The 23,391-nt window shown below is 45.0% G+C and carries 14 protein-coding genes; 6 read left to right on the top strand and 8 right to left on the bottom strand.

Going from position 1 to position 23,391, the window contains the following annotated elements; translation table 11 throughout:
- Window positions 1–13 precede the first annotated feature (13 nt).
- Window positions 14–706: a ComF family protein gene (locus tag ABWY16_RS00875; RefSeq protein ID WP_353902765.1), complete on the top strand. Its 693-nt coding sequence runs from the start codon at window positions 14–16 to the stop codon at window positions 704–706.
- Window positions 707–887: 181 nt separating this feature from the next.
- Here the strand turns inward: ABWY16_RS00875 and ABWY16_RS00870 are convergent, their stop codons facing one another.
- Entirely contained in the window at window positions 888–3,344 is a 2,457-nt protein-coding gene (locus ABWY16_RS00870; protein ID WP_353902764.1) for a PAS domain S-box protein, read from the bottom strand.
- Between the two features lie 21 nt (window positions 3,345–3,365).
- Entirely contained in the window at window positions 3,366–4,637 is a 1,272-nt protein-coding gene (gene glyA / locus ABWY16_RS00865; protein WP_353902763.1) for a serine hydroxymethyltransferase, read from the bottom strand.
- A 167-nt stretch (window positions 4,638–4,804) separates the two neighbouring features.
- On the opposite strand from glyA, the gene dxs reads away from it, so the two are divergent.
- Window positions 4,805–6,733: a 1-deoxy-D-xylulose-5-phosphate synthase gene (dxs, locus tag ABWY16_RS00860; protein WP_353902762.1), complete on the top strand. Its 1,929-nt coding sequence runs from the start codon at window positions 4,805–4,807 to the stop codon at window positions 6,731–6,733.
- 30 nt (window positions 6,734–6,763) lie between these two features.
- Here the strand turns inward: dxs and glmS are convergent, their stop codons facing one another.
- From glmS to ABWY16_RS00830, 6 genes are all read right to left on the bottom strand, one after another.
- Window positions 6,764–8,602 (bottom strand): glutamine--fructose-6-phosphate transaminase (isomerizing), encoded by a 1,839-nt coding sequence (glmS, locus tag ABWY16_RS00855; protein ID WP_353902761.1) that lies wholly within the window; start codon window positions 8,600–8,602, stop codon window positions 6,764–6,766.
- Window positions 8,603–8,918: 316 nt separating this feature from the next.
- Window positions 8,919–9,407, bottom strand: a complete 489-nt coding sequence (locus ABWY16_RS00850) for a DinB family protein (protein WP_353902760.1) — start codon at window positions 9,405–9,407, stop codon at window positions 8,919–8,921.
- 23 nt (window positions 9,408–9,430) lie between these two features.
- Window positions 9,431–13,405 carry a malto-oligosyltrehalose synthase gene (gene treY / locus ABWY16_RS00845; protein ID WP_353902759.1) on the bottom strand — a complete coding sequence of 1,325 codons (3,975 nt, stop codon included), beginning with the start codon at window positions 13,403–13,405 and terminating at the stop codon, window positions 9,431–9,433.
- On the bottom strand, window positions 13,398–15,233 hold the full coding sequence (gene treZ / locus ABWY16_RS00840) for a malto-oligosyltrehalose trehalohydrolase (RefSeq protein ID WP_353902758.1): 1,836 nt from the start codon (window positions 15,231–15,233) through the stop codon (window positions 13,398–13,400). Before treZ ends, treY begins: the two co-directional genes overlap by 8 nt.
- Entirely contained in the window at window positions 15,193–17,370 is a 2,178-nt protein-coding gene (glgX, locus tag ABWY16_RS00835; RefSeq protein WP_353902757.1) for a glycogen debranching protein GlgX, read from the bottom strand. Before glgX ends, treZ begins: the two co-directional genes overlap by 41 nt.
- A 140-nt stretch (window positions 17,371–17,510) precedes the next feature.
- Window positions 17,511–18,641, bottom strand: coding sequence for an alpha/beta hydrolase (locus ABWY16_RS00830; protein WP_353902756.1), 1,131 nt, complete (start codon window positions 18,639–18,641; stop codon window positions 17,511–17,513).
- Between the two features lie 173 nt (window positions 18,642–18,814).
- Here ABWY16_RS00830 and katE point away from each other — a divergent pair, with 173 nt between their 5' ends.
- The 4 genes from katE (at window position 18,815) to ABWY16_RS00810 (ending at window position 23,370) form a co-directional block, all read left to right on the top strand.
- Window positions 18,815–20,998, top strand: coding sequence for a catalase HPII (gene katE / locus ABWY16_RS00825; RefSeq protein ID WP_353902755.1), 2,184 nt, complete (start codon window positions 18,815–18,817; stop codon window positions 20,996–20,998).
- Between the two features lie 105 nt (window positions 20,999–21,103).
- A complete protein-coding gene (locus ABWY16_RS00820; RefSeq protein WP_353902754.1) occupies window positions 21,104–21,580 on the top strand; it encodes an ankyrin repeat domain-containing protein in 477 nt (158 codons plus the stop codon).
- A gap of 166 nt (window positions 21,581–21,746) precedes the next feature.
- A complete protein-coding gene (locus ABWY16_RS00815; RefSeq protein ID WP_353902753.1) occupies window positions 21,747–22,445 on the top strand; it encodes a PRC-barrel domain-containing protein in 699 nt (232 codons plus the stop codon).
- 136 nt (window positions 22,446–22,581) lie between these two features.
- Complete coding sequence (locus ABWY16_RS00810; RefSeq protein WP_353902752.1) at window positions 22,582–23,370, top strand: sensor histidine kinase; 789 nt, start codon at window positions 22,582–22,584, stop codon at window positions 23,368–23,370.
- Window positions 23,371–23,391 lie beyond the last annotated feature (21 nt).

Raw genomic sequence — 23,391 nt, 5'->3', positions numbered from 1 at the left:
GTACATTGTGTGCATGAGCACGTTCACACAATATATATCAGATTTTTTCAGCCTGTTGTTTCCTGATCTCTGCGCAGCTTGCGGGAAACAGCTTTTTCATGGAGAAAAACAAATCTGTACAGCCTGTCTTTATGACCTGCCTTATACGGACTTCCACCTGTACGCTGAAAACGCAGTAGCAAAACTATTCTGGGGAAGAATCAACTGTCAGGCAGCGATGGCGATGCTGTATTTCAGAAAAGGGACAAAGGTTCAGCAATTAATTCACCAACTAAAGTACCGCTCTCAGCCAGATCTGGGTTTCCGCTTAGGCGTATTACTTGGTGAGAGATTAGTCACTGCTTCACCCAGACCTGACCTGATTATCCCAGTCCCTTTACATCCCAAAAAAGAAAGAAGCCGCGGTTACAATCAGAGCAGAATGATTGCCGAAGGCATAGCCAGTGTAATGCATATTCCTGTAGGCACTACCCAGCTGATCCGGCAGCGGGCTACAGGCACACAAACAAAAAGAAACCGGTATAAACGCTTCGAGAATATGAAAGCAGTCTTCAGCGTCCAGGATTCAGGGGAGCTGACTGACAAACATGTGCTCCTTGTCGACGATGTAATCACTACCGGAGCAACACTCGAAGCCTGCGGGCAGGTACTGCTGGATACCGGATTGACCAAACTGAGCATCGCCGCAATAGCCTTCGCAGAATAGTATGGCGCTTGTAAAAATAATTTTTATTAAAAATTTAATAAAGCATAAAACATTTTCAAAACATCTCCGTTTATATATTCGAGAGCGTTAATTTAGATGGTAAAAGGGTCGGTCATTTCTTAACAGAAAAACCGGCCCTTTATCTGTTAAAGGGCTTCTTAAATGTATGGGATAATGGATATCAGTTTTCTACTTTCTCAACTGAGAGGAATCCCGAAAGCAGTTGTTTGATCTCTTCAGGATTAAATGGCTTGAGCACATGCCCGTTCATCCCACATTCCATGAACTTGTAATGGTCATTTTTCAAGGTTGAAGCGGTTAAAGCGATGATAGGCACTTCCTTATAATAAGGATCACTGATGTCACGTATGATACCTGTAGTTTCAAAGCCGTCGATGCCCGGCATTTTGATATCCATAAAGACCAGATCGTAATGGATGCTCATGATCTTGTCTATCGCTTCATAGCCATTAATAGCAGAATCGATTTCCAGTCCCCATTTGCTAAGGATACGCTTGGCAATTAAGATATTGATCTCGTTATCATCTACAACCAGAATCTTCTTACCAATAAACACACTCATTTCTGGTCCCAGTACAGCCGCCAACGATTTTTCATGCGTCCTGCTGAACTTCATTTCAAAAGAAAAGGTCGTGCCCTTTCCTTCAATACTGTCAACAGTGATTTCAGAATTAAACATATCCAGCAGTTTTTTGGTGATGGCAAGTCCCAGTCCTGTACCTCCGTATTTCCTTGAGATATCTGTTTTTGCCTGTGTAAAGGTTTCAAAGATGTAATGCTGTTTATCTTTGGGTATACCTATACCATTATCCTGCACCTCAAACCTGATTACAGATTCTTTGTCATTCTCCTCCACCAGCTTTATGCTCAGCTGCACCAGCCCGCTGTCTGTAAACTTAATGGCATTCCCCAGAAAGTTCATCAGGATCTGGTATAACCGGTTCTTGTCACCCGAAACCTGGGCAGGAATATTCGGATCAAGCACCAGTCTCAGTTCGTTGCTATTCTTCTTAACATTAACCTGTAAGGAATTGATAATGTCATTGGCCAGCGTTTTCAGGCTGAAAGGGAAAATCTCCAGTTCCATCTTACCGGTCTCTATCTTGGTAAAGTCCAGGATATCATTGATGATATGCAGCAGGTTCTCTCCTGAGAACTTCAGAATGTTCAGATCGTCAATCTGCGAGATCTTTGGATCATTATCCAGCAGAAGGTGGGTCATACCAATCACGGCATTCAGTGGTGTACGGATTTCATGGCTCATTACAGAAAGGAACATTTGCTTGGCCTGACTCAGTTTCAGCGCCTGTTCCTTGGCTTCAAACATCTCTTTTTCTACCTGCTTGCGTTGGGTAATGTCAGAAATCAGATCAATCTGCCGTTCAACCATGCCCCTGCTGTTCAAAATAGGGGTGTTGGAGATAGAAAACCAGATGGGGGTGCCATCCTTCTTTTCACCAAGTACTTCTATACTGTATGACTGATTGTTTTTACTCTTATCCCGCGAAGTCTGTATCAGCTCCTGATCAAAATCGGGCGACATAATATTGCCCATCTGATGCCCGCGCAGTTCTTTCAGCGTGTAGCCGGTCATTCTTTCGAGCGACTTGTTCACCCAGGTAGTTCTTCCTTCCTTATCCTGGATGCTTACCCCTGTATCGGTTTTACTCGCTACCAGTGAGAGTACCATCAGTTCTTCTTCAGCCTTCTTTTTATCGGTAATGTCAATGATGATCTCTATTTCAGCATCCACATTGCCTTCTTCATCAAGTACAACGGTGTTGTATACTGAAAGCCAGATTTCGCGCTTGTCTTTACGGTAGGCCAACATATCAATGGTGAACGACTGCCGTTGTTCAGTGAGGTGCCTTACCTCTTCCAGCAGCTCCATATCCGTTTTTGGCCCTACGATGAGGTCCCCCAGCCTTTTGCCTTTTACGTCCTCCAGCGTAAATCCCGTAATTTTTTCAAATGCAGCATTTACCCAGGTCACCAGGTTATTGGCGTCATTGATCACTACTGCATTGTTAATTTTACTGGCAACAAAGGAGAGTTTCATCCGGTCGTTTTCAACCTTTTTACTTTCCTCCACACGGAGGGCATTTGCTGCAATTTCCTGATCCCTTTTCTTCAGTTTCAGGTGTACCATCACTTCTTTAGCCAGATTGCATAGAATATCTTTCTGCAAGTCAGACAGCTTACCCGGTTTCGTATCGGCTACACATAAAGTGCCGAGCGCAAATCCATCTTCGTCAATCAGCGGAGATCCCGCATAATAACGGACATAAGGTTCTTCAGTGACAATGGCATAGTCTTTAAATCGGCTGTCCAGTAAAGTATCGCAAACTTCCATGACATTGCATTCCTGGATGGTTTGCTCGCAGAACGAATCGTTCCGGTGCATCTCCGGCGTGTCCAGGCCGATAGAAGATTTAAACCATTGCCTTTTCTCATCAATAAGAGAGATAAAGGCAATGGGCATACTAAATATTTGTGTGGCTAATTTAACCAGGTTATCAAAATTACTGTCAGCAGGAGTATCCAGGATATGATAAGCATTTAAGGCATTCAGCCTGTCCTGCTCAGTTGATGACGATACTCCCGGATTTTCCTGCATTTTGGTTTTTAACCCTTGTTTTTATTTATATAATGGGAAACGGGCAACCAGGGCAGTTACCTGTTTCTTTATTGCAGCAAGATGAGCCTCATCTTCAGGGTTTGTCAACACCTGATCAATCAGGTCAACTATTTGTCCCATCTCTTCTTCTTTCAGACCTCTGGTAGTAATAGCAGCGGTTCCAACACGAATTCCTGAAGTTACAAATGGTGATTTATCATCAAAAGGCACCATGTTTTTATTCACCGTAATATCGGCTTTTTCAAGCGCATTTTCAGCAACTTTACCGGTAATATTTTTATTTCTCAGGTCAATCAGCATCAGGTGGTTATCGGTTCCGCCAGAAATGATACCATATCCTTTAGCTACAAAAGCTTTGGCCATAGCCTGGGCATTTGCCTGTACCTGTTTGATATATACTAAATAGTCGTCACTCAGTGCTTCTCCAAAAGCGATAGCTTTTGCAGCAATGATGTGTTCCAGTGGTCCGCCCTGCGTTCCCGGGAAAACAGCCATATCCAGCACAGATGACATCATACGGGTTTCACCCTTAGGAGTTTTTAATCCGAAAGGATTTTCGAAATCTTTGCCCATCATGATCATTCCTCCACGTGGTCCGCGAAGTGTTTTGTGCGTAGTAGTAGTAACGATATGGCAATGTGGAAGTGGGTTTGCCAGTAAACCTTTGGCAATAAATCCTGCAGGATGAGAGATATCAGCCAGCACCAATGCACCGATTTTATCAGCTACACTGCGGATAAATGCATAATCCCACTCTCTTGAATAAGCAGACGCACCACAGATAATTAACTTTGGACGTTCTGCCAGAGCTACTTCTTCAAGCCTTGCATAATCAATCAGTCCGTCTTCTTTACCTACACCATAAAAAAGGGGCTGGTATAATTTTCCTGAAAAGTTAACCGGAGAACCATGCGTTAAGTGACCGCCATGTGAAAGATCAAATCCAAGAATCTTATCACCAGCCTGCAATACACCAAGCATTACAGCAGCATTAGCCTGTGCACCAGAGTGAGGCTGAACATTTACCCATGCAGCGCCAAATAGTTTTTTCGCACGCTCAATAGCAATGGTCTCAATATCATCAACTACCTGGCAACCGCCATAATAACGTTTGCCTGGCAAGCCTTCAGCATATTTGTTTGTTAACACTGAACCTGCAGCTTCCATTACCTGTCTGCTTACAAAGTTCTCTGAAGCGATCAGCTCAAGGCCATTCTCCTGACGATCTAATTCCTTGTCAATCAAATCAAAGATTAAAGTATCTCTTTCCATTTATTAAAATATAATTTTCGCAAAAATAATGATTTCCTGCTGAATTTAAGGGCATAATTATGTCATCCTGCAAACACGTTTGGAGGCAATTGACGGAAAGACTAATATTTTGCGGTTTTATTAACTAAAATCACGTACTTTGTATATTGTTGTCTACTAACCACTGCATGGAAAATTTTACCACTCCATTACTACCGAACATAAATTACCCTGCTGATTTAAAGCAGTATAAAGAAGATGATCTGGAGCAGATCAGCCAGGAACTACGTCAGTATATCATTGATGTAGTGAGTGTTAATGGCGGGCACTTTGCCTCCAGTCTTGGTGTGGTAGAACTTACTGTTGCTTTACATTATGTACTCAACACTCCTTATGACAAGCTCGTTTGGGATGTCGGCCACCAGGCCTACGGACATAAAATCCTTACAGGCAGAAAATCTGTCTTCCATACCAACCGCCTGTTGCATGGTATCAGTGGTTTCCCAAAGATCAGCGAAAGTGAATACGATACCTTCGGTGTAGGCCACTCTTCCACTTCTATCTCTGCAGCTTTGGGCATGGCCGTAGCCTCTCACTATAAAGGAGAAAACGACCGTCAGCACGTAGCTGTAATCGGCGATGGCTCTATGACAGCAGGAATGGCCTTTGAAGGACTCAACCATGCGGGAATTGAAAATTCCAACCTGCTCGTGATCCTGAACGACAACTGTATGTCAATCGATCCAAACGTAGGTGCCCTAAAGGAATACCTTACGAGCATTACCATTTCAAAATCTTACAATCGCTTCCGCGATGATATATCAAGCGTACTGATCAAACTTTCGGAACTGGGCCCAAATGCCCATACGTTCGTTAAAAAGATCGAGAAAAGTATCAAAGGTACACTGCTTAAACAAAGCAATCTGTTTGAAGCACTGAATTTCAGGTATTTCGGCCCTGTTGATGGTCACGATGTCAAAAAACTGGCGGCTATCCTCAGAGACCTTAAGGATATTCCCGGCCCTAAACTGCTGCATTGCGTAACCGTAAAGGGAAAAGGCTTTGCACTGGCAGAAAAGGATCAGACCAAATGGCATTCACCGGGTCTGTTTGATAAAATGACCGGCGAAATCAAGAAATCCATTGTTGATAAACCTCAGCCACCAAAATATCAGGACGTTTTCGGGCATACTCTGGTAGAACTTGCCGAAGGCAATAAAGATATCGTAGGAATCACTCCTGCTATGCCTTCAGGATCTTCGATGAATATCATGATGAAAGCGATGCCCGACCGTGCATTTGATGTGGGTATTGCAGAACAGCATGCCGTAACGTTTTCTGCCGGACTGGCTACTCAGGGACTGGTTCCATTTTGCAATATCTATTCGAGCTTTATGCAGCGTGCCTATGATCAGGTGATCCATGATGTGGCGATCCAGAACCTGAACGTTGTCTTCTGTCTTGACCGTGCCGGTGTTGCCGGTGCAGATGGTGCTACTCACCATGGTGCGTACGACCTTGCTTATATGCGCTGCATCCCTAATATGACCGTAGCTGCACCAATGAATGAGGAAGAACTCAGGAACCTGATGTACACCGCCCAGCTTAAAGATGCAGGCCCTTTCTCTATCCGTTACCCAAGGGGTTCAGGTGTAATGGTCGACTGGAAACGTCCGTTCAAAGCTATAGAAATCGGCAAAGGCCGTAAAATATGTGATGGCGAAGATGTTGCTATCCTTACTATCGGACATGTTGGAAACTTTGCTGTTGAAGCCTGTAAAGAACTCAATGCTGAAGGCATTCACCCGGCCCATTACGATATCCGTTTTGTAAAACCACTGGATGAAGCATTGCTGCACGATGTGTTTAAACGCTACAAAAAGATAGTTACTGTAGAAGACGGCTGCCTTCAGGGCGGAATGGGTTCAGCAGTGCTCGAATTTATGGCTGATCATAACTACCAGGCCAGCGTAATCCGCTTAGGAATGCCTGACGAAGTTGTTGAACATGGGGAGCAGGCAGAGCTCTGGGCTATCTGCGGATATGACAAAACAGGGATCATCGAAACCGTAAGGAAGATTACTATAAGCAGAACTACTGCGACTATCGCATCTTAGTTTACAAATAATGCTGTGGTTTTGTGTCAGTTATTCAACTGTAACACTTTTTGCCAGATTCCGGGGCTGATCAACATTACAGCCCCGTAAAAGCGCAATATGATAAGCCAGTAACTGCAGCGGGATCGTCGCCAGCAAAGGCAAAAACGCCTCACTTGCATCAGGTATTTCAATACAGAAATCCACCATGCTACGCACCTCAGTATCACCTTCAGTAACTATTGCAAGCACAATGCCCTTTCTGGCCTTAACCTCCTGGATATTACTGATCACCTTCTCATACGAAGAATTCTTTGTCGCAATCACCACCACCGGCATTTCTTCGTCGATCAGCGCGATAGGTCCATGTTTCATCTCGGCAGCGGGATACCCTTCGGCATGAATGTAAGAAATCTCCTTTAGCTTCAAAGCCCCTTCCAGGGCTACAGGGAAACCACTACCCCTGCCCAGGAACAGACAATTCCTCGAATCTTTAAACTTATGCGCGATCTCCTGGATCAGTTCATTCGATTCCAGTGCTATTTCAATTTTTTCCGGGATATGATCCAGTTCCGTCAGCAGCTCCACGAGTTTCGCCTGGGTAAGTGTACCCTTTTGCTGTGCCATATAAAACGCCATCAGTGTCAACACTGTTACCTGCGCGGTGAAAGCCTTTGTTGAAGCCACACCAATCTCAGGTCCCGCGTGCGTATACACACCGGCATGCGTTAGCCGCGGAATAGAGGCGCCTACTACATTGCACACACCAAAAATCGTAGCGCCTCTTTCCTTAGCCATTTGGATTGCCGCCATGGTATCTGCAGTTTCGCCCGACTGAGAGATGGCTATGACAATATCTTTTTCTGTAATAATGGGATTCCTGTACCTGAACTCAGAAGCATACTCCACTTCAACAGGGATCCGCGCATATTCTTCAATCAGGTACTCCCCAACCAGTCCCGCATGCCATGATGTACCACAGGCTACGATGATGATCCGGTCAATATTTTTAAGCTTATCCGCGTATTCTTTAATTCCTCCCAGCTGTACCCTGCCTTCATTGGCGTAAATACGGCCGCGGAGGCAGTCGCGGATAGATCGTGTTTGTTCGAAAATCTCCTTTAGCATAAAATGCTCGTATCCGCCTTTTTCCAGCATTTCCAGCTTCAGCTCCAGTTCCTGGATGTACGGTGTCTGCACTAGATTATCCAGCCTCTTGATCACCAGTTCTTCTCTTTTAACCAGGACGATCTCGTTGTCATTCAGGTAAATCACATTTTTGGTATATTCGATGATAGGCGTAGCATCCGAGGCTATAAAGTATTCACCGGTACCTACACCAATTACCAGCGGACTGCCCTTGCGGGCTGCAATCAGCTGATCAGGCTGCTCTTCGTCCATGATCACAATCGCATAAGCACCGCTTACCTGGTGCAGAGCCAGACGAACGGCTTCCAGCAGGTCAATATTTTCTTTTTTATAGATCTCCTCAATCAGGTGGATCAGCACTTCCGTATCCGTATCACTGTTAAAGCGGTGCCCTCTCAGCGAGAGTTCTTCTCTGAGTACTGCATAATTTTCTATGATCCCATTGTGGATGATCGCCAGGCGGCCATCATTGGAAGTATGCGGGTGTGAGTTTCTGTCAGACGGAACACCATGGGTAGCCCAACGGGTATGTCCCATTCCTATCGTGCCCGATAAGTTTTTGCCGGCACTGAAGTTCTCCAGTTCCTGAACCTTACCTACCTTTTTGTAGATGTTCAGGCTATGTTCACTAATCAATGAAATACCGGCACTGTCATAACCGCGGTACTCTAACCTTTTCAAGCCTTTCAGGACAATTGGCCAGGCTTCCCTATGGCCGATATAACCTACTATTCCACACATTTTATATTTGAATTAAAATGTAAAGCTAATAAATGCTCCCGGTATTTTATCGGGACACAGTTCCCGATTTAACTAAAAGGCTTTATTTTTAGCTATGCAGAGGCAGTTTTATCTCTATAATACATAGAAGTATTCAGCAAAATTAAACAGGCAGTTCTGTAAATTAAGCATGCTAATAAACTTTAAAACGTTTTAGCCTGGATGGGATCCAACCAGGCCGTTCGGGGGAAAATCCAGGCGCTTAAACGCTAAAAAAATCGTAAAAAAAATAAATTCTCTACGATTTCTTTAGCAGTTAAGTCGATTTAGGAGCCGGTTAACCTGATTTCCAGTCGCCAAGCAAGCGCCTGATGACGATAATCTCTCCCACATGATAAGAGTTATGGTCCGCGAGCAGCAATGCTTCGCGGAACAAACTCTGTCCGTCCCCATAAGCAAAGGGTGCATACAAATCCCGGCTTTCATCTTTCAGCAGATCCAGAAAGCGCTGCCTGTCCTTGCGGAATCCTGATATTGTAGCATCCCAGGTTTCCTTTGAAACTTCCCTTCCCACTTCCGGCCAGTACTCATCAGGCCACTTCGGCGATTCGTGATCAGGCCCCAGGCAAAACTCCAGGATATCCCATTGTGTAATTCTCAGATGTTCGGCCATATGCCATACCCCATAAGGTAAACGATCGGGCACAACCCCAATCAGGTCCATAGAAATTCCTTTAACGGCATCCTCAAAAGAGGCATGTGCATTGCCTTTTTCAATCAGAGCGCTCAGCTCATCAACTATAAATTTCCTGTTATCGTTACTCATAATTTATGATTTATAAATTCAAATTATTGCCTTCCATATATTTTAACCCATCCCCGCAATTTCTTTTCTACATCCCATCCCGGCAGTTCCTTAATGCGCCATTTCCAGTTTTCCTTTACCGAAGCAGGTTTGTTCATCCTCGATTTTCCATCAAGCCCCAGTATATCCTGCAGGGGCAGGATCACGATTTTAGCTATCGAAGAATAAGCAAGCTTCGCCAGTACGGTATGGACATCATTCGTCTTTACCTTCACACCTGTATATTTATTCAGGTTCTTTTTAGATAAGCGGTCTGCATCTGTTTCATACCACCCGCGGGTAGTATTGTTATCATGGGTTCCCGTGTATACGATAAAATTGTCCGATGTGTAATTGTGCGGGATATGGTCAGTGTAACCAATGTCCGCACCAAAAGCAAACTGCAGCACCTTCATTCCCGGGAGTTTAAATTCATCGCGAAGTTCATAAACACCTTCACTGATCTCGCCCAGGTCTTCCGCTACAAATGGCATCTCAGGAAATTCCCTCGTCAAGGCGGTAAAGAAGTCGGATCCGGGTCCCATTTTCCAGGTTCCGTTTACCGCAGTACTTTCTCCGGCAGGCACCTCCCAATAGTCATAAAAAGCCCTGAAATGATCCAGCCGCAGCAAATCGTAGAGTTCCATATTTTTACGGATTCTCCTGATCCACCACTGGTAATCATCAGACTTCATCCTGTCCCAGTTATATACCGGCATTCCCCAAAGCTGGCCTTCAGCATTAAAATAATCAGGTGGAACCCCCGCTATACCAGTCATATCGCCTTTATCGTCCAGGCTAAACAGCTCCCTGTTCGCCCATACATCAGCAGAATCATGGCTCAGGTAAAAAGGCAGATCACCATAAAGTTTAATCTGGTTTCCTGCAGCGTAATCCCTGATCTCAGCCCATTGCTGAAAAAATATATATTGCTTCCATTGTTCAAATTTCAGCTCGTCACCATGGGTTGCAGCAAAGTTTTCAAGGCTCAGGCTATTGCGGTCTCTATAATCAGATGGCCAGTTGAGCCATGTATCACCGTTGTGATTGTCTTTCAGAACCGTATAAAGGGCAAAGTCATCGAGCCAGTCTTTTTCCTGCTCAATAAAAACCAAAAATTCTTCATCCTCTGCATCCATCCAGCTTTCATAAGCCTTTTTCAGCAACTTATCTTTTATAGCAATAGCCTTTTTAAAATCAATCTCATCCTTATTTGCAATACTGGCTTTCTCGAGCTGTTGCTGGTCCAGGTAGCCCTGGTAAGAAAGGCCTGACAGACTAATCAGCAAAGTATTTCCGGCCATTGCCGAAACAGAACTATAAGGCGAAAATGCCTGGTCTGCGCCTATCGGGTTCAATGGCAGCAGCTGCCAGTATTTCTGATCCGATCTCACCAGAAAATCAATAAAATCATAGGCCTCAAAACCCATATCACCTATCCCATAAGCAGAGGGCAAAGAGGTAACAGGCAGTAAGATCCCGGCTCCGCGCGGGTTATCAATGGCTTCAACCGAAATTATTGCAAGAGGGAAATCCCCAAACAATTTAGCCAAAGGCAGATCCGGTGTGTTTTCCTTAGCTCCTGAACCATCTGTCAGGCTATTCCAGTGGAACGTTTTGAGGGGAAGCTCTACACGCGTATTTCCCCAGTCCATTTCAGGATCCGGAGCAGCAATATCCAAAGGAACAACTACAACAAGCATCTGATCCCGGTCCTGTCTGCTAAAAGCAAGTACCCTATCTGCAAACTTCCCTTTTACTTCCAGCGGCTCATACCAGCCATCCGCTAAAAGCCGGGCAAAGGGTTTAAGCTTATCCAGTAATAAATGAGTCAGATACAACTTAATCTTGCCGTTAAAACGTTCATCCCACAGGTTCCGCAGCGAAGCGTCACCCTGCTGCAATTCCTGCAGCCAGTCCTGTCGCTGCTTGTAATCCACAGGCCTTCTGTTGTCCGGATCTACCAGACTCAGATCCCACAGTTCAGTACCCTGATATGTATCAGGTACTCCCGGACAAGTAAACTTCAGTACGAGCTGCGAGAGTGACTTCAGTATCCCCGCATCAGAAATCTTATGGTGATAGGCTGCAAAGTTCTCCCAGAAAGGGGCAGACTGGTCCAGTATACCTATGATAAACTGTTTCACCAGTTCTTCATAATCCGTATCCGGATCGTTCCAGTCAGAATTCACTTTTCCTTCACGCAGCGCTTTCTCCAGATAAGCCTGCAGGCGTTCTGCATAATTGTCCTCGTCCATCCCTGGCATAGGATAACTGCCGGCCAGAGTCTGATAGATAAAATATTCATCGTTCGGATCCAGGCCACCGGCAAGTTCCTTATTCAGCTTTCTCCATTGCTTCACTTTTGCTATCCATTCCTCGGGCTGGTCTGAAAGCACGTTCAAACGCGCACGTACATCCTCGCCTCTTTTCGTATCATGCGTAGAGGTCCCGTTCATTGACAGCGGCAGGTGGTTTGCGCGTTCAATCATCAAAAAGTTAAATTCCTCTTTGCTGATACCGAATGCGGCAGGTGCATCACCCACTTCATTGTGGCCGATAAAACGGTTATAAGTATACATTAAAGTATCTTCCACACCCTTGGCCATCAGCGGACCGCTAAACTGCATGCAACGCAGATAAAACTGCGTTACCCTCCGGTTATAATCCTCATTTTCTTCCAGCGGTTTGATAATCAGCACGGCCCTGAGTATTTCTACTGCACCTTCAAGCACTTTTACCTCATCAATATCCTTCAGGATATTAATAATCCGGCTCTGATAAAAAGTCTTCTCCAAAGGCATCTGATTACCATAAAAACGGTAAACAGGAAAGCAGATCAGCAGTTGCCCTATCGCATCTTTCAAGGTTCCCGGCTTCAGCGCATTTAATTCTGCTTCACCGGCCAGCTTCAGCTCAAGGAACAGCTGGTACAGATTTTCCAGCTCGCCCGCCATATGGTCGCCCAGGATACTTGCTTTCTTCTGCCGTATCAGCCTTTCTATACTTTTGGTCTCTCCGCTGAGCGACTCATAAAATTTGGTAAATTTCTTTTTTGCCTTCCGCGCGGTAAACAGGTTATTTACCTGTGCAAGGAAGTCGTATCCTGTAGTTCCTTCAACCGGCCAGTCATCCGGCACTTCCTCCCCCTCTTCCAGAATTTTCTCCACTACTATATAAACCTCATCTCCTGCAAGCTTGCGCAGCCTTTCAAAGTAAGTTTCAGGATCATACAGGCCGTCAATATGATCAACTCTCAGGCCCTGGAAAACACCTTCATCCAGCAAAGTTTTGATCAGGCTGTGGTAAGCCTCAAAAACCCTTTCATCCTGCATATTCAGGCAAATCAGACTGTTTACGGTAAAGAACCTGCGGAAATTGATCTGATAATCTGTCTCCTTGTAAGAACAAGGCCTGTAGTACTGCAGATCCACAGCCTGCTGTACCGGCATGTTTACATCCTTTACTTTATCATTTACCGGCCATTCAGTTTCAAAATACTGCAGTTTGATGCCACTGTCACGCTGCACCAGTTTCAGTTCCTTTGCTGCTATCGCCTCTTCAACCGTACTTCCCAGAAAGGGAACCATCAGCGGTGTGGTTTTATCGCCAGACCAGTTGATATCAAAGAAACCGGCATAGGCCGATTGCTCTCCCTTTTCCAGCACATCCATCAGCCATTTGTTATTGGGATGGAAAGACATGTGGTTAGGTACAATATCCTGGATCCACTGCATATCCAGGGATTTAAGCTTGCGCGACAAAGCCTTTAGTTCCTCCAGTGTACCAATCTCGGGATTGATCTGCTCCGGGTTAACGGTATCATACCCATGCATACTGCCCGGAGATGCCTCCAGTACCGGCGAAGCATAAATGGTGGTAATGCCCAGTTCTTTCAGGTAAGGGATGATCTGGTCAAAATCCTTAAATTTAAAATCTTTATGAAATTGTATGCGGTAGGTTGAAATTGGCTTATGCATATTTATTGGTATAAATTAGGATAGATTGTGGTTGTATCTCCATTTTTTGCAGTGCATCAACCGATATTGGTGCTGCACGCGGGCCTTTCCATTTCGGGTCAGCAGAATCCAGGATCTTCTTCCAGCTGGGTTTATCATCCGGAATAGTCAGGTCCTGTGTTTTACCGGAGAAATTCATCAGGCATAACACCTGGACTTCCTCCTCCCAGCGCCTCAGCACCAGGCAGTTTGTTCTGACATCGGCCGATACGGTTAGTTGACTGCGGTTGGTATTATTCAGTGCTGCGTATTTTTTTCGCAGGGCGATGAAGGTCTTGTAATAGGCCAGCAATTCCTGATGTCCTTCAGACTGCAGGAGTTCCCATTGTAATTTAGACTGCTCAAAGGTATCATCCGATTGCGGGTCTGGCGCTTCGCCTTCGGCATGGAAAGCGGCAAATTCAGCCTTCCGTCCTTTACGCACGGCCTCGATCAGCTCCGGGTCTCCATGACTGGTAAAAAACAGGAATGGATTGGTTTCACCCCACTCCTCGCCCATAAACAACATAGGCAGGAAAGGACTGCACAATACCGCTCCCGCCATTAACTTCTGCATTTCATAACTCTGTAATGTACTGGTACGTTCGCCAAGCATCCGGTTCCCTACCTGATCATGATTTTGTGAAAACACCACAAACTGTGATCCTGCGTTACCTTCGGCTTTACCGCCAAAAGTTTTCAGGCGGTGAGGCGAGTAGACACCATCATAGATATAAGCATCCTTGTAAGATTTTTCCAGGTCCTTTATCCCCGAGAAATCACTGTAGTAACCAGTGGCAGGCTCTCCGGCCGTCACACGCAATGCATGATGAAATTCATCTATCCATTGTGCATCCATGCCGTAGCCGTGCTGCTCAACCGGATTGATGTATTTGTTATCATTCAGGTCGCATTCCGCAATCAGGTAATGTTTACCATGCGTAACTTCCATCAGTTTATCAACTTCCTGGCTGATTTCCTGTAACAGGTGTTTCACACCTAGGTCCTTAATTGCATGTACAGCATCAAGGCGTAAACCGTCAATATGGAAATCCCTGAACCACATCAGTACGTTTTCAATAAAATAGTCGCGCACACCGTCAGACCATGCATCGTCAAAATTGATGGCACTGCCCCATGGAGTACTGTATTTTTCAGTAAAATAGGGTCCTGCCTGCGCAAAGTAATTGCCTTCGGGCCCCATATGGTTATAAACTACGTCCAGTACTACTGCCAATCCTTTACCATGACAAGCATCTACCAGCTTTTGAAGGCCTTCGGCGCCACCATAAGAATCCTGTACGGCAAAAGGGAAAACCCCGTCATAACCCCAGTTACGGCCACCCGGAAACTGTGCTACCGGCATGATCTCAATGGCAGTAATTCCAAGTTCAACCAAGTAATCCAGTTTGGCTATGATGCCTTCAAAAGTGCCTTCAGGACTGAAAGTACCGGTATGCAGTTCATATAGGATATAATCTCCCAGCTCCGGGTTTTTCCAGGACTGGTCCGTCCAGGCAAATGCCGAAAGATCCTTTGCTTCCGATGGCCCGTGCACCCCCTCAGGCTGCGACAGACTCGCAGGGTCAGGAATCAGGCTCTCCCCGTTAAGGAGAAACTGATAGGTATTTCCAGGTTGTAACTGATCGCTTTCCGTTTCCCAATACCCAAAATCTTTCTTTTCCAGTGGGAGCGTTGCCTCCGCAGTTTTAAGATCTATTGTTTCGGCTTCGGGTGCCCATAAACGTATGGCTGCATTCCCGTTCTCATCAAAGTTTACGCCTGTTTTTCTTTTTAGCTTGTTGAACATAATCTTCAGTGTTCCTTACATGTTTTAATAAAACTATAGATCTTCCCTCCACCCTGATGGTATCACTTGTAAAGTGCCTCGTTGGAGATTCATTGATATCCTGTATTGCTGTATCTAATACCCTGAGCCATTCCCTGCCATAACGTGCATTCGGCAGACTGTAGTCTAATGGCTCATCATGCGCATTAAACATCAGGTAAAAGCTGTCGTCCGTAATTTTGTTTCCTCTCGGGTCAGTACTTCTCAGGTCATCCCCGTTCAGGTAGATCGCGAGGGATTTAGCATAATCCTCGTTCCAGTTGTGCTCCTGCATTTCCAGGCCTCCGGGCAGGAACCAGGCAACATCTTTCAGACCTACACCTTTAATTGGCACACCCTGGAACCAGCGGCGCCGGCAAAATACGGGATGCCTTTTTCTCAGGTGAATAAGTTGCTGGGTAAAATTGAACAGTTCCTGGTCTGCATTGACCCAGTCCAGCCATGAAATTTCATTGTCCTGGCAGTACGCATTGTTGTTTCCCCGCTGTGTACGGCTAAACTCGTCTCCTGCAACCATCATTGGTACACCTTGCGACAAAAACAGGGTAGTCAGCAGGTTCCGCTTTTGTCTGGAACGGATCACATTGATCTCTGCATTATCAGTTTCGCCTTCAGCGCCGTAATTGTAAGAGCCATTGTGCTGCTCCCCATCGCGGTTATCCTCACCGTTGGCTTCATTGTGTTTCTCGTTATAGGTCACCAGGTCATGCAGCGTAAAGCCATCATGCGCTGTGATAAAGTTTATACTTGCCGTCGGGCTTCTCAGGTCATCCTGATAAAGGTCCGGGCTTCCCGTAAAACGCTGGGCAAATTCACCCAGCATACTATGCGCACCACGCCAGTAATCCCTTATACAATCCCGGTATTTGCCATTCCACTCTGCCCATTCAGGCGGGAAGTTTCCTACCTGGTAACCACCTTCACCAATGTCCCAGGGCTCAGCGATCAGCTTCACCTGCGAAATGATCGGGTCCTGGTGGATAATATCAAAAAATGCGCTCAGCTTATTTACACTGTGCAGTTCGCGGGCCAGCGCCGGGGCAAGGTCAAAACGGAATCCATCTACATGCATATCCGTTATCCAGTAACGCAGGCTGTCCATAAACAAACGCAGCACATTTGGCAGGTTGGCATTCAGGGTATTTCCTGTGCCGGTATAATCCATATAATAGCGCTTGTCATCTACCAGTCTATAGTAAGAAGCATTGTCTACTCCTTTAAACGAAAGCGTGGGGCCCATATGGTTGCCTTCAGCAGTATGATTATATACCACATCCAGGATCACCTCTATACCCGCTACATGCATCGCCTTCACCATATCCTTAAATTCCCTTACCTGTCCGCCGCGCTCATTACTGGCTGCATAGCGGACATCCGGGGCAAAAAATCCTATAGTATTGTATCCCCAGTAATTGCTCAGCCCTTTTTCTACCAGGTGTCTGTCGTTCACAAACTGGTGAACAGGCATCAGTTCAATCGCTGTAATTCCTAGTTCCTTCAGATAGTTTAAGGTTATAGGGTGTGCCAGTGCTGCATAAGTTCCCCTGATCTCTTCCGGGATCCCGGGATGCTGCATAGTAAAACCTTTTACATGAGCTTCATAAATAATTGATTCATGGTAGGGAATATCCAGAGGTATGTCTCCTTTCCAATCGTAGGTCTGGTCAATTACCACCGCTTTTGGAATAAAGGGCGCACTGTCCAGTTCACTAAAACTCAGGTCTTCAATTTCAGAGCCCATTATATACCCAAACAGCGCATCGCTCCAGCCTATTACTCCCGAAATTGCTTTTGCATAAGGGTCTATCAGCAGTTTATTTGCATTAAAGCGGTGTCCGTTCTCCGGATCAAAGGGTCCGTGAACACGGTAGCCATACAATTGTCCGGGGGCAATATCAGGCAGGTAGCCATGCCAGATATGATGGGTACGCTCAGTCAGCTTTACTTTCAGGGATTCATGCTCATCGTCCTCTCCATTAAAAAAACACAGGTCAACAGCCGTGGCATTGTCGGCATATATCGCAAAATTAACACCTTCGCTATCCCAGGTAGCGCCTAACGGATAGGGACGGCCGGGGTATACAGTAATCTTCTCCATTACCCTTATCAATCAATTTTAGCGCAAAATGTTTTAACAAAAACAAAAGGCTGAATCAATTAAATGACCCAGCCCTTTTTGTTTTTCACAGGTAAATGTGTAGACGTTCAAACAACGTTGAACTAAAAAAAATGTTTTATTTATTTTCCAAAAACTTTTTTTAGCTGGTCAGCCGCATAAGCCTGAGCCTCTTTGGCTTCAGGAACAACTGCTGCCATCCCAAAGAACTCATGGGTAACACCATCGTAGTTTTTAGTATCAACTGTTACACCGGCAGCTTTCAGTTTGTCGGCCAGCATCATGCCATCGTTATTCAATGGGTCTATCTCAGCAGTAATAATTGTAGTTGGAGGCAATCCTTTCAGGTTCGCATTCACCAATGAAATTCTTGGATCCTTAGCTTCTGCCATAGCAGTTACATATTTCTCAGTGAACCAGGCCATCATTGGTTTGTTCAGCGGATGCGCCGCGGCGTAAGCTGTATACGATTTGGTAGTCATGTCCGCCTGTGCAATTGGGTAAACCAATACTTCATGCAAAGGAACCATAATCTTTTTGTCCCTTGCCATGATGCTTACGTTAGCAGCAAGGTTACCACCTGCGCTTTCGCCCAGTACGGCAATTTTCTTAGGATCAGCATTGATAGAGGCTGCATTTTTCAGGGTCCACTCATATGCGGCAAATGAATCATTATGTGCAGTCGGGAATTTATGTTCCGGAGCAAGGCGGTAAGCCACAGAAACCACTACTGCGCCAACCTGCTCAGCCAGTCCCTGTGCCGAAGCATTGTATACGTCTATATTGGCAATCACAAATCCACCGCCATGGTAATACACAATTACCGGGAAAGGACCTTTGCCCACTTTAGGGGTATAAATTCTCAAGTGGATGTTTCCGCCGGCTACCGGGATTTCTTTTCCAACCGTATCTACACCAGGTGCAGGTAAAGTGATATTGTTTTCTTTCACCAGGTCCATTACCGCATCAGTAGGTGTATGGTTTTTCCTTGCATCCGTTGCACTCAGGCTTTCTGTTGGTTTATCACCATAACTTACCAGCTTTTCAATCACTGCCTGCATTTCCGGATGGATAGTTTTACCCCATTCCGGTGCGGGACCAGTAGGTTTTAAAGCTGCAGAATCAGTAGTCATAGTTGTAGTTTCCGTAGAAGTACTATCTGTCGTAGTCGTTTTTGTAGAGTTACCGCATGAGGCAAATAACAGTGCTCCTGCAAGGAGCCCTAATGATGAAGTATTTAAAATATTTTTCATAAGTATAGATTAGATATACTCCCCAACAACCTATTTCCATATAAGTTTAGTCATACCCCTCCCCGGAATGCTTATTGAAAACAGATTTAACAGTGTTTCACCTCAAATATGTGTAATCAATCAAAACACTGTGCCCTAAATGGTGTTAAAGTTCTCTGCATACTCATACTAACATGAAAGACAAGAAAACCAGCAAACTACAGGAAACCACTCCGGCAAAAAGCAAGAATGCACCATTGGAAAACGCAAAACAAATCCAGTTGCAGTCAGATAAAGAGCACGGCGGCGGCGAATTCCTGACCACTAACCAGGGTATAAAAATCAACGACAATCAGAATTCACTGAAAGCAGGTGAAAGAGGTGCTACCCTTCTCGAAGATTTTATCCTGCGTGAAAAGATCACCCATTTTGACCACGAACGTATTCCCGAGCGGATCGTCCATGCACGTGGTTCAGGTGCACATGGTGTCTTCGAACTTTATAAGCCTATTCCTGAACTGACAAAGGCAGGTTTCTTAAATGATACTTCAGTCAAAACACCTGTATTTGTACGTTTCTCTACTGTTGCAGGCTCCAGAGGCTCAACAGATATGGCGCGCGACGTACGCGGATTTGCTGTTAAATTCTATACCCAGGAAGGTAATTTCGACCTTGTTGGTAACAATATGCCAGTATTCTTCATACAGGATGCGATCAAGTTTCCAGACCTGGTCCATGCTGTAAAACCAGAACCGCACAATGAAATTCCTCAGGCAGCATCAGCACATGATACTTTCTGGGATTTCATTTCACTTATGCCAGAATCTACACATATGATTATGTGGTTAATGTCAGACAGGGCACTGCCCCGCAGTTACCGCATGATGGAAGGTTTTGGAGTACATACCTTCCGCCTGATTACTGCCGAAGGAAAATCAAGCTTTGTTAAATTCCACTGGAAACCTTTGCTGGGCGTTCACTCCGTAGCCTGGGACGAAGCTAAAAAGATTTCTGGTAATGATCCCGACTTCCACAGAAGAGACCTTTGGGATGCTATCGATGCAGGTGCCCTTCCTGAATGGGAGTTCGGCGTACAGATTATATCCGAAGAAGATGAACATAAGTTCGACTTTGATATCCTGGACCCAACTAAACTAATCCCTGAAGAACTGGTACCGGTACAGAAAATCGGTAAGATGACACTGAACAGAAACCCTGACAATTTCTTCGCAGAAACAGAACAGGTAGCTTTTCATATTGGCCACGTTGTTCCGGGGATTGATTTTACCAATGACCCGCTGCTTCAGGGACGACTGTTCTCTTATACAGATACACAGTTATTGCGTCTGGGAGGACCAAACTTCCATGAAATCCCTATCAACAGACCGGTTTCGCCAGTACACAATAACCAGCGCGATGGCCACATGCGCCAGACTATAAATACCAGCCGCACCAGTTATGAGCCAAACAGCATCTCTGCGAACTATCCAAAACAGGCAACTGTTGCCGAAGGCGGATTCAATACTTACGAAGAAAGGATTGATGCCCGGAAGATCAGGGACCGCAGCGAGAGCTTCTTTGACCACTTCAGCCAGGCCACGATGTTTTATAACAGTCAGGCAGAACACGAAAAGAACCACATTGTAGATGCCCTGCGTTTTGAACTGGGTAAAGTAGACCGGGAGGATATCCGTAAAAGGATGGTCGGTATTCTTACCCTGGTAGATGGCACGCTTGCAAAAAGAGTAGCCGATGGATTAGGTCTTGAAGTTCCTGAAGGACCGGAGTTGCCAATCAACCATGGTGTACCTGCAGATGCCGATCCTGCAAAATATGAATCCAGAATCGTGAAATCTTCTACAGAAGCATCCGCTGCTTTAAGTATGGCCAATACACCCAAGGATTCTATCAAAAGCAGGATGATCGCTATTCTGGCTACAGATGGCGTAAATAGCACAGAACTGAATGCCCTGCAAAAAGCTTTACAGGCTGGCGGTGCAATGGCTAAAATCGTGGCTACGCACAATGGGCATATCAAGGATGACAAAGGCCTTGCCGTTAAAGTCGACTTTACTTTCCTGACATCAGCATCAGTATTATTCGATGCGGTATATATTCCGGGAGGAGCAGCCAGCGTAAAATCTATAGCTGCCGAAGCGGATGCGCTCCATTTCGTTACCGAAGCTTTCAAACATTGTAAAGCTATTGGTGCAGCCAGTGATGCTGAAGATTTTATTAAAATGACCCAGATCCCATTCGGGCCAAAAGGGGCAACGCCTCCGGGAGTAATCCTCAATGGCAAACCTGCTGATTTCATTGCTGCAGTTGCCCAGCACCGTTTCTGGGAAAGAGAGAAAAAGCCAGACGTACCTGCATAAATAGTACTAAACCTCCTGTAATCCATACAGGAGGTTTTTATTCTACAATACTCCCTCCATGGGATTATAAATAGTAATACATGGTTATAAAAGATTAAATTTTCTATGGAACTTCAACCTACACTAATTAACGCTGCCAGATCAGGCGATATGGCTTACATCCAATCCCTTCTTGATGATGCAGTAAACGTAAACATACATGACGAAAAAGGATACACCCCACTGATCATTGCCTGTTACAATAATCGTCTGGAGGCCGCAAAGCTACTGATCGAAGCAGGTGCCAATGTGGATGCCGCAGATATTGGCGGTAATACTGCATTGATGGGCGTATGTTTTAAAGGGTATGCTGATATCGCAAAACTTTTAATAGAGAGCGGTGCAAATCTCAATCTTCAGCATGGAAACGGCGGCACAGCGCTGATGTTTGCTACAATGTTCGGGAGAAATGAACTTGTAAAACTGATGCTTGATTATGGCGCTGATCCTGATATCAGGGAATTCAGGGGGCTTACTGCATTAGACCTGGCTATACAGCAGGGAAACAAAGAGGCAGTAGAATTACTTGATACTCAAACATAAATAGCCTGCCGTCTGTTAAACAGATACATCAACCTACAGAAACCATGGCACAATTAGAAGTTCAACCCAAAAAATATAAAGGCTGGTTTAGCTGGCTCATTGCAATCGCAGCATTAGGACTCGCTTTATTCTATTTTCTTAGCGACAAAATCATTTATTAAACAATATGGAACGCAAAGAAAATGAGCACGAAATCAGACAGCTGAAGGAACTGAGCACAAGTGATTTTGAGATCAAAGATGGTCAACCCGATATTATCCACTGGAAAGTGCTCAATTCAGACAGCCAGGACCTGGGGACCGTCACCGATCTTCTTTTTGACGAAACAGAGCAGAAAGTACGGTACCTGGTGCTTAATCTCGAAGGTAATATCTGGAACATGGCAGAAAGAGAAGTGCTGATCCCCATTGGAGTAGCGGAACTGGATGCCGCACACGACCAGGTAATCCTGCCCAACATTACTGCGCAGCAGCTGATCGTACTTCCGGATTATATCAAAGGACATGCTGTGGTATCCGCCGATTCTGAGCTTTACGGCCATAAGGATTTTGATGAATCCAATCTCTACGCCAGAAGGGCTACCGGCAGCTATGAGGAGCATATTCCCTTTCAGGTGATCACCCGTATTTATCAGGAAGAGAACGAAGCAGAAAATGCATTTGTAATGCTTATCGAAAATGGCTTTTCTGAAAACGATATCAAAGTTACTCCTTACAACCCGCTCAACAGCGTGACAGATCTCGCTGGCAATACCAACACAGAATTTATTGGCGACGGATCCCGGGATGAATATATCCTGAGTATTGCCGCGGCTTCGGCCCGGCAAGCCGAGCTTGCCCTCCGTTTACTTGATCCCGGGGAGTAGTAAACGCTACAGGAATACTCACAGGATGTGGATATCTTTCGGCACGTTTGCTCCGACAAGATGGCAAGGTGTTTGTCTGTTATGTGGTACATCACTACCAAGGATAAATTTTATGTCGAACCAACTGAATAATAATATGATAAAGAACTCGGACATTAGTGCACTAGCGGCTAATTTTCGGGAATATATTGCCCGCAATAAAACTGAAGAAGAACGCGATCAGCTCATTGAGGATCTCACTTCAAGGAATCAGGATCTCAGTCAGTTTGCCTATATCACCTCCCATAATCTCAGGGCGCCCCTTTCCAACCTCATTGGCTTAATCGATATTTTAAATTACGATCTGCTGGACGAGTACAATAAAAAGATTGTAGACATGTTCAGGGATTCAGCAGATAAATTAAACGAAACTATTTATGATCTGACACAGATGCTAAGTCTGAAACAGAATAAAGAAATCAAGATAGAAAAAGTAAGTGTGTCCCGGATATTTAAGAAAGTATGCAATTCGTTCACCAAACAGATACACACAATGGGCATTTATATACACACCAGTTTTGAGTGTGAAATGATCCCTTTCAACAAGAGTTATCTGGAGAGTGTACTGATGAATTTAATGTCCAATTCGGTGAAATACTGTTCAGAAAACCGTCCATTACGGATTGAAATTGCTACAAAACTGGATGAGAATGGTAATATTGTCCTTACATTCAGTGACAATGGCATGGGAATAGACCTTTTAAAGCACAAAGACCGCATTTTTGGTTTAAATGAGCGTTTTCACAGTCATGTTAATGGCAGTGGCGTCGGCCTGTTCATTACCAAAACCCAGATCACCTCATTAGGCGGTTCAATTTCTGTAGAAAGCGAAGTCGATAAGGGCTCTACCTTTACAGTAATCATTAAAAATGAGCATGTTGTGTAACATCAACATGTGTCATTACTA

The sequence above is a fragment of the Pedobacter sp. genome, assembly GCF_040513095.1.
GTDB lineage: Bacteria > Bacteroidota > Bacteroidia > Sphingobacteriales > Sphingobacteriaceae > Pedobacter.
Note: the sequence above shows the minus strand (reverse complement) of the source record. Positions and strands in the feature narration are given on the sequence as shown.

Coding starts and splice junctions, on each gene's coding strand:
- ABWY16_RS00875 (WP_353902765.1), top strand. CDS start 14: ATGAGCACGTTCACACAATATATATCAGATTTTTTCAGCCTGTTGTTT.
- ABWY16_RS00870 (WP_353902764.1), bottom strand. CDS start 3,344: ATGCAGGAAAATCCGGGAGTATCGTCATCAACTGAGCAGGACAGGCTG.
- glyA (WP_353902763.1), bottom strand. CDS start 4,637: ATGGAAAGAGATACTTTAATCTTTGATTTGATTGACAAGGAATTAGAT.
- dxs (WP_353902762.1), top strand. CDS start 4,805: ATGGAAAATTTTACCACTCCATTACTACCGAACATAAATTACCCTGCT.
- glmS (WP_353902761.1), bottom strand. CDS start 8,602: ATGTGTGGAATAGTAGGTTATATCGGCCATAGGGAAGCCTGGCCAATT.
- ABWY16_RS00850 (WP_353902760.1), bottom strand. CDS start 9,407: ATGAGTAACGATAACAGGAAATTTATAGTTGATGAGCTGAGCGCTCTG.
- treY (WP_353902759.1), bottom strand. CDS start 13,405: ATGCATAAGCCAATTTCAACCTACCGCATACAATTTCATAAAGATTTT.
- treZ (WP_353902758.1), bottom strand. CDS start 15,233: ATGTTCAACAAGCTAAAAAGAAAAACAGGCGTAAACTTTGATGAGAAC.
- glgX (WP_353902757.1), bottom strand. CDS start 17,370: ATGGAGAAGATTACTGTATACCCCGGCCGTCCCTATCCGTTAGGCGCT.
- ABWY16_RS00830 (WP_353902756.1), bottom strand. CDS start 18,641: ATGAAAAATATTTTAAATACTTCATCATTAGGGCTCCTTGCAGGAGCA.
- katE (WP_353902755.1), top strand. CDS start 18,815: ATGAAAGACAAGAAAACCAGCAAACTACAGGAAACCACTCCGGCAAAA.
- ABWY16_RS00820 (WP_353902754.1), top strand. CDS start 21,104: ATGGAACTTCAACCTACACTAATTAACGCTGCCAGATCAGGCGATATG.
- ABWY16_RS00815 (WP_353902753.1), top strand. CDS start 21,747: ATGGAACGCAAAGAAAATGAGCACGAAATCAGACAGCTGAAGGAACTG.
- ABWY16_RS00810 (WP_353902752.1), top strand. CDS start 22,582: ATGATAAAGAACTCGGACATTAGTGCACTAGCGGCTAATTTTCGGGAA.